We start from the raw sequence: 12,331 nt of genomic DNA, 5'->3' as shown, positions 1-12,331 counted from the left end.
GTGCTTCTTATTGGGGTCACCGTACCATTTCGGGAAAACTGTACGTTAAGCATAATATTGAATGCTAAAAGCCGGATCCCTGTAAGCTAAGGAAAGCCGGCTTTCGTATAACATATCCTTGTCGCATCCGCTAATGAATATAATATCAATTATAACGATTATTGATTTCATATTCGGGATCTGCTTTCTTTAATTAACACCTTGCTAACCCGCAAACAACTCACTCGCTCAGCATTGAATACAAGTTCGTATGTTCATTAAATAAGAGGTGATTGAATCAATGTTGCGAAATTAAATTGGTGTACATGACCATCATTCAATGTAGTTTGGCCTGTAACAAAATGTACGTGTTTTCCATTTCCGACTGGAATAGCCGGTCCTGTTCTAATCTTTTTCAGATTATGAAAATGGTTCAAGAAATCAGTTTTCGTGAGATCAATTTCATGGACATGACTTTTTCCTGACCGAATCGCTTGCCCTGTAACACCTGCAAAGCGATGGTTATGTCGATCTGCGCCTTCTTCAGCCAGTTTAGTACTGCCTTCAAATTCATGCACGTGCCTCTGTGTCTGTTTAGAAGATGTTGGTTTCTTGTTCATCCGTTGTGTGCCTCCATATGATTATGTGACTTTCACAACATCCTATTAAGGCAAATATATATAAGTGCAACGATCAGCGGGGTCCTAATGATAAAATTTTTGATTATACACTTATTTCATTGTTCTAAACTGCACGTTAGCTTAGGAATTTTGGAATGCGCGCGAAAACGACTCGTGCAATTGAAAACCTCGACTCCTTACTGTTTCAGACCCGATCAGGGGCCGGGGGTGCAATAATCGGCCTGTAGGCTAATGCCATGTCCACGATTTGTTCTGCGGAGTAGCCCTCGTCCGACCAAAAAATCAGATCCGTTACCTCCGGATGGGGAACATTGTCTGCTAGCTGGTTCACTTTATGGTCGATTTCCGCCTCCGTGCCTTCACATGCCAAAATCTGTGCTGTCAATTCAATCAATTGCTCCCGATTCAGCTTGGGCTCATGCGGATTATAGAGCGAGATGCGTTCAGCAGCATATCTCACGCTCTGATCACCGTGTATGACGGTCTGCTCGATGAACCACAGCAGATCCGGAAATCCGGTGTCAGCTTCCAAACCAGCTGCCTGCTTCGCAAGCTGCTCTTCGCCGTCGCTAACGGTCAAGAGCTGTTCTAGTCGATGCTCGATTTCCTCTTTGCCTAACATTTGCAACACTCCATTTCCATACCGCACTCCGAACTGGTGTCGTATTTATTCCCCTGCTCTCGTTAATATGATTATTTTCCCGTCTGCATTGATAATGGAAGCACCGTTCCACTGTACCCATGGCGTCGGCCAGTGAGTATGCCCGCAGCATATAAGTGCCGGTGAGTTCTGCTCAAGCAAGCTGCATAGCGTTTTTTCGCCCTGTAGCCCATATTCTGGAATGGAAGGCGATGGATGCAGCAGCAAAATATCGGGCTGGTGACGCAGCAACCGGCGCAAGGAAGCGATAACGAGCGTGTCGATCTCATCGGGAAGTCCGTGAACCGTGCCTCGGTAGATGGGAAGCCATGTATCAACCGGATGATGGCCGGAGGGCGGAAGGACTGCATAGGGTAAACGTTCCGCTGGTTCTGATTGAATATTCCCGATACGCAGGCGGGAACGTTTTGTTGCATTGCGCAATGGCGCTCACCTCATTTCTCCGTATCTCGTGATGTGCATTCAGCTACAGCTTGACACTTCTCCGGTATCCTTGCCCCATGCTGCGGAATCCGCACCGCTCTTAGAACGATTGCGAATCCCTCCGTATTCCACTTGTAGTGGCAGGGATATCCGCTTCAGGCACTATTGAATCCGTCCAAAGTCCAAACAACCTGAATGACAGTGTGAGCTGATGACCGGATTCAAAGGCAGCGCCAGCTCGCTCTAGCGGATGCAGATATCCTCCACCTCCATTTGTTTCGTTGTTAACTTTTAATTAGAATGAGGCCGCTACGCTTGGAACACTCCATTCATCCATCCGGCAATTCGGTTTAACCGTTCCACCCGCAGCTCTGGATGACCGCTGCGTGACAAATCATGATTCGCGCCCGGGAACCGCACGAGCTGCGTCTTCTTGCCAAGACGCTTTAAGGCGACGTACAGCTGCTCCGCTTGCTCGATTGGGCAGCGCAAGTCCTCTTCTCCGTGCAAGATTAACAGCGGCGTCTCCACTTGATTCACATAAGCAAGTGGGGAATGCTTCCATAGCTTCTCCGGCTCCTCCCACGGCTGGCCGCCGATCTGGTCTTCGGTGAAGAAATACCCGATGTCGCTCACGCCGTAGAATGATAGCCAGTTGCAGATGGAACGCTGCGTTACGGCTGCCTTGAAACGACTCGTATGACCCACGATCCAGTTGGTCATGAATCCGCCGTAGCTTCCTCCCGTTACGCCAAGCCGCTGTTCATCCACATAGCTGTAATGGGATACGGCATAATCAACCAATTCCATTACGTCCAAATAATCGCGTCCGCCGTAATCACCGCGGCACGCATTGACGAACTCTTGGCCATAGCCATGGCCGCCGCGCGGATTGCAGTAGATGACTGCATAGCCTTGAGCGGCAAGCAGTTGGAACTCGTGCATGAAGGAGTTCACATACATGGCGTGCGGACCGCCGTGTATTTCGAGGATGGTGGCCGCCTTCTTCCCTGTCTCCAAGCCGACGGGAGGCAAAATCCAGCCTTGCACCTTCCCGCCATCTGACGCTTCGAACCAGAACGATTCGGGATTGCTCAGCTGCAGCTCCTCTAAGAGGCCCGCATTGCTCCGCGTTAATTGCACTTCATTCTTGCTCTCTGTATGCAAGCGGTACAGCTCTCCCGGCTGCTGCGTATCCGCCGCAACCAGAACGAGTTCGTTGTCGGTTCCGGACTGCGCGATTTGGATGATTTCCCGCGGGCCCGAAGTCAGCATCACATGACTGCCATCCACGCCGAAACGGCCGACATGGACATTGCCTTCCGTCGTCACGAGCGCATAGATGGATTGCCCGTCCCGGCTGAAGACCGGTCCAGAGGACGCCCCCATCTTCATATCTGTGACGGCTGCATTACCCATGTGCAGGTCCAACCTGCCAGTTAAGCACTTGATTTCACCGTCAGGATACGCAGCGGTATAAATTTGTGTCGTCGTTGCATTTCCATGCGAGCGTTCGTCGCCGAAAAAGGCGATGCTGCTGCCGTCCGGTGAGAACACCGGCTTGCTGACGGACATCGCGGTCTTCGTCAGCCTGCGGAACTCTCCCCCGCTGCGGCCTACGATGAACAGATCGTTCGTTAATACCAAGTCTGCATCAACTGAGGCATCTGTCGGAATTTTGGCTGCAAAAACGATCTCATCGCCATTCGGCGACCAGGTAAAATCGATAACGTCAAAACCACCGGACGTTATCGCTGTGTCTTGTGCGCTTTCAATATCGTGCACGAACAGATGCACTCTCTTACTATCCCACAAGCCGGAACCGTCGGCTTTGGACTTCGTCCGATCCACGACAATCGCTTGTTTTCCTGGCTTCGGCGAGTCATCCTGTTCGGCTGTTGCATCATCGCCTTTCGCCTGCTTGTCCGGATCCGCTTTTGACGAATACAGAAGGGATTGTCCGTCTGGCGACCAAGCAAAGGCGCTGACTCCCTCTTCAGCCTTCGTGACGGCGTACGCCTCTCCACCCTCCGCATCAATGAACCATACTTGGTTCTTTTGTCCGTCCTTGCGGAGGAAAGCCAGCTTGGAGCCGTCCGGTGACCAAGCAGGCGCCACATCCTGTTCGCCGCGCGTAAACTCCCGGGTTGCACTACCATTCCAATCCGTCAGCAAGATGCGTGAGCGGTACCCGCTTTTGTCTTCTTTTACAGTCTTGGAAACATATGCAATGGTGCCGCTGGCAGGACGGACAGCTGGATCGCTGATCCAAGTAAATCGATACAAATCCTCTGCTGTAATTCGTCTTTTAATCATAGTGGATGACCTCCTGTTCAAAGTTTAAATATGTTCTTACTTTACCATGATATGAGTATCATCTCACTTAAAAAAGCCTCTCCAACCGGAAATGATTCCGGTCGAAGAGGCATTTCACCTGCTAGAACGGCCGCATGCCAAGCGTGTCGAGCTTCTCGCCCGTTATGTCCACGCCCTCCTTCGCCGTAATGTCACGATAGTGGCCCGCTCTGCGAGCGATGCGAACGTCGCTCTCGCCGAGGTTGCCTTCCTGTCCCCCGTTGATGACCATAATCGTCACCCCGAAGCCCGGCGGGTTCAAGCCTTTGGCGATCTCCTCAGCCGAAGGCACCCAGTTGCCTACCATCACATCGTGACAGGATGGCTTCGGCGCCTGCGGCGTCATCCAGAACAAGATCGCCGTCATGAAACCGAGCTTCCCATCTGCCGTGATGCGTTCCGGATCGTTGAGCAGCACTTGCTTATCCCCGTAAATAATCGAACTGAATAATCCATAATTATAATTCCAGCTTAATTGAATCGGCCCGCGTCCGTGATATGATTTGCCGGACACCGGAGGAAAGTCCTTGTTCGCCCCGTCTACATACCCAATGCCGCCATTGCCCCCGATATAGCTGACTTCTTCATTCCAATAGAGGGCCCATCGCAGCTCTCCTCCCGGAGCGGTCGCCCAGCCTCCGCCCGTTTCATGAGCAATATTGGCCAAGAAAGCCGCAAGCTCGCGCTTTTTGTCCTTGTCTGCTCCTTCCTTCAGGAACGAGCCAAAGTCGACAATCCGGGTCTGAATCGGCTTCGCGGCCGCCCAGTCGTCGTTGAAGCCTGCCGTTTCCAGCAGGAGCGTTTCCTTCTTCTGCGCTTTGTCCAGACGGCTAATCCGCTGCAGCCACGCCGAACCTTCCCGCGTTTCAATTTTATACTTGATATTTGCTACATCGCGCACAGCTGCTATTAAATTGTCATAGGAGTAATAATCGGTTTGATCCGCACGGTAGTAGTCTTTACCGTTCGCAACCTGATGCCACTCCGGCGATCCGATACGCAATGGGAACAGCTCTTCGAATTGCGCTCTCGACAACGCGGCTTGCACGGCTTGTGCCGCTTTGTCCGGAGCATACTGCGGATCGATGCCTTGCCATAACGATGCAATTTGCGCGTCCGTCAGAATTCGACTCTGGCCGACCCCCAGATCGGTTCCGGCAACATCGGTTCGCACTATCAGCTCCACGCTAGCCGTACCGTTGCCGGCTGCATCGTATGCCTTTACGGTGTATGTGTATGATGTATCCGCTTGCAATCCGCTGTCCGTATAAGACAGAGCCGTGACCGAAACGAGGAGGGTTCCGTTCCGATATACGTCATACTTTGCGATGCCAATATTATCTGTCGCGGCTTCCCAACTCAATGTTATAGCGTTTGAACTTTTGGACAATGCTTGGAGGCCAGATGGAGCCGTTGGCGCTTCTGTATCCGTTTCTCCTCCGCCGGGATTGCCTGGATCATCGCCGATAAGCTCCCACGGCGTTTCCCACGGATCAGCTCCCGGCTTATCCGGAACGTCGTTCTGTGTCCACCATTTCGCGCGGTATTGCTTGCCATTGTAAGTCACAATCGTACCGGCCGTGTAGGCCTTCTCTGCAGACCATGTCTCAGCTGCCGAAGCGGCGGCGCCTAATTGGTCCGCGCTTACCTCGCTTCCTTGCGCCAGAGGTGCCTCTTCAGCTCCGACCGCCGCTCCGAGCGGCGCAACAAGCAGCGAGGTTCCTAACAAGAGCGCGCTCATACGCCGCAAAAACTTTCCAGAATACGGATAACTGCGACTCAACATCATTCATGCCTCCTTAAAATGGGAATAGATGACTACTCCACTAATGTAAGGGAACAAGCCCTATTTGACTATAGGCATAAACTACTAATTATGTAAACGCTTTAACTCTATTTCTGTCTGACCATGAGGAATCGTCCGACTCGTGCTTGACTCTCACATGATGTTATACTTTAACATGACATTACCGGGCCCGTGAAAGGGGTTATAACAGATGCGCATCAGCGACCTGTCACGTCTAACTGGAGTCAGTATTCGCTCCTTACGTTATTACGAAGAAAAAGAGCTGCTCTCTCCCGCGCGTACGGAGAATGGCTATAGGGAATATGAAGTGGAAGACGTCGAACGAGTGAGAAAAATTCAATTTTATTTGCAATTGGGTGTCCGTACGGAAGAATTAGCCCATCTATTTCATAATTGTGCCGGTTTTCCCGGAAACGGGAATCCGTCATGTGCAGAGGATGCCATAGCCTTCTATGAAAGCAAGCTGCTTGAAATACGCCGCCAGAAACAGCTGCTGGAGACGGCGGAACGGGATATCAGCCATATCATCGCACATTGGGAAGAGATGCGGCAGTACGAACCGATTGGAAAGAGAGGGAGCAAACAAATGTTGATGCTGGATCATGTTACGTTCGCAGTCCGCGATTTGGATGCAACCGTACACAAATTGACGAAAGAGACCGGAGTCCGGTTCTCCGCTCCTGTCGAAGCTATTCCTGGTGCGAGAGGGCAAGTCGCATACTTAGGAAAAGGATTCCTGGAGGTCATTGCGGAGGAGGATTCAGACAAGCTGCGAAATACCGAACTTGGCACAGGCTTCGCCGAATTTGCGGAGAGGCAGGAAGGAATATTCGGTGTAGCGCTGGAAGTGAGCGGCGGACTGGCCAGCTTTATCGATGACGCGAAGGAACGGGGCGTCCCGTATATCGGGCCATTTATGCAGCAGGCGCCCTTATCGGATGGATTGCACATCCAGTTCGGTACGGCGTTTCTCGGATATGACATGCCTTGGCTGATCGAATATGAACAATCCAGGGCATGGGACAGTCCGTTCCGGTTGAGCGGAATCGAAGTAAGCACCGCTAATCTGTCTGCTACGGCGCAGCAGTACCGGCAGGTGTATCATTTATCGGCGCCTGTTCCGATCGGTGAAGCCGCATATGAGTGGCAGCTTGACAGAGGCGGGATTCGACTGATCCAGCAAGAGCAGGGGCAACCCGGGTTCTCGGCTGTAACCATTGCAGACAAGGAACGGGAATATCGGATTGAATTCGTTCCTGAAGCCGGGATGACGATTACGCAATCATCATTATAATTGTACAGTCTGACTTTTACCGGGGCTGTCATACGGGCGGCTCATCTTGACGCCCCCCGTATGACGCTCTTATCTCAGCGCAAAATCCAACGTCTTCCGCGCTATTTCGCGGTCATCGAAATGGATCGTGCCCTCGCGCCCAATTTGATACGAACGAATGGTTTCTATCATTGATTCTTATCAATCGGGACAAGGTACTTACTCTTCAGCCAATCTGCAAAATGCCCATATTCGACACCAAGCGCACACGACTCTTTATTGATTTTCTCGGTTCGCTGCAGATAAATGAGCAAAATGACAAAATCCTTCAAGCTGTCGGCGATAACGATTTTCTCATCTTCATCTCTGCCGAAGTTAATTATTTGACCCTCCGTTCCATGTGTATCCGGATCAAGGTCCAAGCCGATAAAGTTGCCGCCGAAATCGTTAATGAACGGGAGCCACCGCTTGTCTGCATAGATGTCCTTGATCGCCTGCTCGGGATAAGAAATACAATTACGGCTGCACTGCAGAATCTCCCCTTCATCCATACTATCCAACAGGTCGGTCCAGATTCTCCATTCCCGCTCCACCTCTTGCAACGGCATGAAATTCAAACCATAAAATATGCCCGACTCCTCCTTGTCGTTTTCCCCGTCATGCATGGCATACAACGCTTTAAAGTCTTGCGGAAGCTCGAAACCTATGGTGGCTTCCAATTGTTCCAGCTGTGAGGAGCGGCACCCTGCTCGAAGATTGTTGTATAGCACTGCGCGGTGTTCTTTTATCGGCTGCATGTACAGACTCCATAATTGCTCGAATGACAGCTCTGACAACTCAGAATACAGCCTTAGATAGGCTTCTGAGTTCTCTCTGTGGTACACTTTTGTGCGTGTGACGTCTTTCGCATTAGGATTGTCAATCAACGCCTGTATTGTTGGATCCAGTGGTATTCCGAGATATTTATATTCGAAATAATCGGTTTTCTCCGAGCTGAACAGGAACGTCTTCTCTTTGTAATAGTAATCAATTTGCACTTCATTCCCCGAGGTCAATAGGATGACGAATTCATCCCAAGTTTGATTGCGGATATCTTCCTGCAGTGCCTCCAAATGTTCATATAGCAGCTCTTCCTGCTCTTCAGGCAACTGCCAATTGCCCAAGAGACTCCCATCTTTTCGTTGGATGCGCACGGCAGTGCTCAGGCTGTTTGTCGTAATTTCACTATGAAACAGGAGCTTCTCCCACAAAAAATCTTCCGCTGTCAAACACGATTTCAAGCATGTCACGATTGCGTCCATAACGTCGCTATTCAGATTCATCATTATCATACCTTTGCATCTAGTAATTTTGGCGAGGCAGGGCCTCGGCCTCGCAATCATACCAATTCTCCATTCATGAGAAAAGTTCCTTCTATCGAATCGAAAAGAAAGCACATCCACTTGGGGATGCGCTAGTGTTAAAAATTCGGCTAAATCTTGTGTCGCGTTAAGATTGAATTCCATATATCCTGTTGTATAGCCATAGTACGGCTGCAATGACCGCGGCAGAAGACAATGTGACAAATACGATATATCCAACCTTGCTCATATTCCGGGTATATTGATCATAGAAAGCATTTTTCCGAAATGGACTGACCCACAACTCTCCGATTAAATTAAGCACGACCAGTACGAAGTTTCTCACTACCAGCATGGCTGAACACCGCCTTTATGCAAATTGGATATATTATATCATACGCATCCCATAATTACCCATTCCATCTTCTTATCGCGTTCGGACGACGCATAAGATTTTTCATATCATGCGATTTTTTATACCTATATAAGAAAAACGGTGAACGTGATGCACCCTAAATATAGGCTGCGAAATACAGTCATTTTCCGATATTGATTTGTACCTGAGTTAGAGGGAGATTGGGGCTAAATGCTGTATTGTGTACAGCAGCCCTCTGATCTTCTGAGCAAGGCGCCAAGGTATATACACATCTATGTTTTGTATATTCCTCAATATTCAGAAAATGAAATTTTTCGAATATGAGTCCAATAAATTTCGTGTTTGCTTTAGCGACTGAACCATGGGGAGAGTGGAGCTAGACACTGGAATGCATAGATTGATCTCGAACGTGATTGTTCAGAAAAATTAGGTGCGGTGTGTCGAGGGGGGCGGCTTATGCAGCAGTTATGCAGAAAAAAGGTCGCATACGTTCTCACGCAGGCGACCTTGCTGGGATTGCTATTTTCAATCTTACAATACCGTGTCGTCTACCCCGTTCAACCACGCCTCGATGTCACCGATGACGGACGCCACGCAGCCGTTCTCGAATGGAGAAGTCAAGCCAGCCAGCTTCACTAAGCCGGTAAAGGATTGGCTGCCTCCAGCCTGGCACAATTTCAGGTAGTCGGTCCACGCTGGCTTCCAATCCTCGTTCATCCGCTTCCAGAACTGGAATGCGCACAGTTGGGCTAACGTGTAATCGATATAATAGAATGGCGATTGGAAGATGTGGCCCTGCTTCTGCCATAAACCGCCGCGCTCCAAATAGTCATTGCCCTCGTAATTCCGGTGCGGCAAATACTTCTTCTCGATATTGCGCCAAGCGGTCTTGCGTTCCGCTGGAGTCGCTTCTGGATTCTCATACACGAAGTGCTGGAATTCGTCCACGCTGACGCCGTAAGGAATAAAGAGCAGAGCAGATGCCAAATGATCAAACCGGTATTTATCCGTGTCTTCCTTGAAGAATAATTCCATCCACGGCCAAGTGAAAAATTCCATACTCATGGAGTGAATCTCCGCCGCTTCATAAGTAGGCCAGTTATACTCCGGCACTTCAAAGTGTCTGCTCTCGTACACTTGGAACGCATGACCCGCTTCATGAGTCAATACGTCAATGTCGCCGGAGGTGCCATTGAAGTTCGAGAAAATGAACGGCGCTCCGTGCTCGCTCAAATACGTGCAGTAGCCCCCGCTCTGCTTGCCTTTCTTGCTGACCAAATCCATCAGCTCGTTATCCACCATGAAGGTAAAGAACTCGTTCATTTCCGGAGATAACTCAGCATACATTTTCGCGCCATTTTGGAGAATCCAATCCGGGTCTCCTTTTGGCGTCGCATTTCCTGTCTTGAAGCTGAAGCCTTCATCGAAATAACGCAGTTCGTCGACACCGATCCGGTTGCGCTGGCGTTCCTTCAGCTTCGTGGCGACGGGAACGATCTGCTCCAACACCTGGTCGCGGAAGTTGGCGACCATTGCAGCGTTATAGTCGGTACGGTTCATCCGGTCATAAGCAAGCTCCACGAAATTGTTATAGCCGAGCTTCTTCGCGATCTTCGTGCGGACCTTTACTAGATCGTCGTAAATGCGATCGAATGACGCTTCATGCTCTGTCATGAACTGATATCTGGCTTCGGCAGCCCGCTGTCTCAACTCCCGATCGGTGGACAGCTCGAATGGCGTCAACTGCGATAATGTCCGCTCTTCACCTTCGAATTGAATTTTCGCGGAAGCGATAAGCTGGGAATATTCCGTCGCAAGTTTGTTCTCCTGCTGTAAATCTTCGATAACGTCAGGATGGAACGTCTTCAAGGACAGCTCCGCCAAAGCAAACAATTGACTGCCCCACTTGCCTTCCAACTCCGTTCTGAACTTCGAGTTGACTAGTGCACGATAATAGTCTGTTATGTATTCTTGGATGATCGGACCGACCTCGTCCACATAATCCTGCTCCGCCTTATAGAACGCATCCGTCGTGTCTACGGAATGGCGAATGCCGACAATTTGGCCTTGGGTATCGATTTCGCTGCGCAGCTTGTTGATAGCGGCCATGGCGCGATCCTGCTCTTCTAAGCTGTCCGCCGCATTGAAGGCACTCAATAACTCTTTAAAACGCTGTTCAATAATTTTAATATCGGGTCTTTCATATTGATACTCACTGAATTTCATATAGCATGTATCCTCCCTATTGGTTAATCTACACAAATCTACTACCTATTATACAAAACAATCGTCATACAATTCCATAAGTGAAGCCTCTATCAAATGGGATTTACTTACATGGACATTGTACTGGATCCATCCCCGCTTGTATAGGTGCGCCGCAACAAAAAAATCCTCCACATGAGGGAGGATTTTTGTACTTGCTATATTACTAGATTCCAAGCTTATTCGACTCTAGCACACGGCGATTCAAGAGCTCAAAATCTTCATCATGCAAAGGCTCGACCTTGCCCTTCTGATAGCCTTGTCCCTTCGTGGAGAAGAAATCGTGCGTCGTCGTCTGGGTTCTGATTCCGTTCAGAACGACGGGATTGACCTCTTCCTCTTCGAATACAGGCTCGAGTCCAAGGTTCATCAAAGCTTTGTTCGCATTGTAACGGATGTACTTCTTGACCTCATGAGTCAATCCGATCGGATCGTAGAGCTTCTCCGTATATTCGAGTTCATTCTTGTACAGATCATTCAATAAGTCCTGCACAAAGCGAGAAGCTGCTTCTTGCTCTGCACCGTTCAATTGCTGGAATGCTTCCTGGGCAAGCAATCCGACGAAGACGCCATGTACGCTCTCATCTCGAACAATGAGTTTAATAATCTCTCCGCTCGCGACCATTTTTCCTTGGCCTGCCAAATATAACGGATAGAAGAATCCCGAATAGAACAAGAAGCTTTCCAGAAATACAGAAGCTACCATTGCTTGATAGAGGCTCAGATTTCCACCGTCTTGTATATTTTTGTAATACGAGTCGATTCTGGATGTTTTATATTGTAAATGTTTATCTTCTTTCACCCATTCGAACGTATCGTTAATCATCTCCGAGCTAGCTACCGTCGTAAAGATCGTGCTGTAGCTTTTGGCGTGGATCTCTTCCATGGCCGCTTGGAAAATAAGGATTGCCTTCTTCTGTTTGTCTGCTACATGCTGCGCAATCATAGGCATGCCGACGTTGCCTTGTTCCGTATCCAGCAGCGTCAATCCGCCTAATACTCTCATAAAAGTCAACTTTTCGTTATGACTTAGCTTAGCCCAAGATTTCAAGTCTTTCGAAATCGGAATCTCGGTATCTAACCAGAACTGGGAGGTGTTCTGGGTCCACAGGAGCTCGGTATAGTCTGCTTCCGGAGCATTCCAATTCACCGCTTCAAACTTATTCATCAATATATCCTCCTTCTAACGACACCACTGGCACAATCAACGT

10 protein-coding genes are annotated in these 12,331 nt (G+C 49.4%); 1 reads left to right on the top strand and 9 read right to left on the bottom strand.

Translation table 11 applies throughout. The features are described 5' to 3' along the window. Window positions 1-257: 257 nt before the first annotated feature. The 5 genes from A372_RS0126500 to A372_RS0126480 form a co-directional block, all read right to left on the bottom strand. Window positions 258-599 (bottom strand): YmaF family protein, encoded by a 342-nt coding sequence (locus tag A372_RS0126500; protein ID WP_026011310.1) that lies wholly within the window; start codon window positions 597-599, stop codon window positions 258-260. 205 nt (window positions 600-804) lie between these two features. After that, window positions 805-1,242, bottom strand: a complete 438-nt coding sequence (locus A372_RS38830) for a hypothetical protein (RefSeq protein ID WP_019423951.1) — start codon at window positions 1,240-1,242, stop codon at window positions 805-807. Window positions 1,243-1,287: 45 nt separating this feature from the next. Next, window positions 1,288-1,704, bottom strand: a complete 417-nt coding sequence (locus A372_RS0126490) for a metallophosphoesterase (protein ID WP_019423950.1) — start codon at window positions 1,702-1,704, stop codon at window positions 1,288-1,290. A 309-nt stretch (window positions 1,705-2,013) separates the two neighbouring features. Beyond that, window positions 2,014-4,020, bottom strand: a complete 2,007-nt coding sequence (locus A372_RS0126485) for an alpha/beta hydrolase family protein (protein ID WP_019423949.1) — start codon at window positions 4,018-4,020, stop codon at window positions 2,014-2,016. 121 nt (window positions 4,021-4,141) lie between these two features. Beyond that, on the bottom strand, window positions 4,142-5,848 hold the full coding sequence (locus tag A372_RS0126480; RefSeq protein ID WP_272943482.1) for a glycoside hydrolase family 19 protein: 1,707 nt from the start codon (window positions 5,846-5,848) through the stop codon (window positions 4,142-4,144). A 208-nt stretch (window positions 5,849-6,056) separates the two neighbouring features. Between A372_RS0126480 and A372_RS0126475 the strand changes: the two genes are divergently transcribed. Beyond that, window positions 6,057-7,160 (top strand): MerR family transcriptional regulator, encoded by a 1,104-nt coding sequence (locus tag A372_RS0126475; protein WP_019423947.1) that lies wholly within the window; start codon window positions 6,057-6,059, stop codon window positions 7,158-7,160. Between the two features lie 167 nt (window positions 7,161-7,327). On the opposite strand, the gene A372_RS35640 is transcribed toward A372_RS0126475, so the two are convergent. The 4 genes from A372_RS35640 to nrdF form a co-directional block, all read right to left on the bottom strand. Then, window positions 7,328-8,464 carry an SMI1/KNR4 family protein gene (locus tag A372_RS35640; protein ID WP_157259728.1) on the bottom strand — a complete coding sequence of 379 codons (1,137 nt, stop codon included), beginning with the start codon at window positions 8,462-8,464 and terminating at the stop codon, window positions 7,328-7,330. Window positions 8,465-8,627: 163 nt separating this feature from the next. Then, the gene (locus A372_RS0126460; protein WP_019423944.1) at window positions 8,628-8,834 is read right to left on the bottom strand and encodes a hypothetical protein; all 207 of its coding nucleotides are present in this window, start codon (window positions 8,832-8,834) and stop codon (window positions 8,628-8,630) included. Between the two features lie 552 nt (window positions 8,835-9,386). Further along, window positions 9,387-11,081 (bottom strand): M3 family oligoendopeptidase, encoded by a 1,695-nt coding sequence (locus A372_RS0126455; RefSeq protein WP_019423943.1) that lies wholly within the window; start codon window positions 11,079-11,081, stop codon window positions 9,387-9,389. 205 nt (window positions 11,082-11,286) lie between these two features. Next, window positions 11,287-12,288 (bottom strand): class 1b ribonucleoside-diphosphate reductase subunit beta, encoded by a 1,002-nt coding sequence (gene nrdF, locus A372_RS0126450; protein WP_019423942.1) that lies wholly within the window; start codon window positions 12,286-12,288, stop codon window positions 11,287-11,289. Between the last annotated feature and the right edge of the window lie 43 nt (window positions 12,289-12,331).

It is taken from the genome of Paenibacillus sp. OSY-SE (genome assembly GCF_000283315.1).
GTDB lineage: Bacteria > Bacillota > Bacilli > Paenibacillales > Paenibacillaceae > Paenibacillus_B > Paenibacillus_B profundus.
This window is presented reverse-complemented; position numbering and strand designations above follow the sequence as displayed.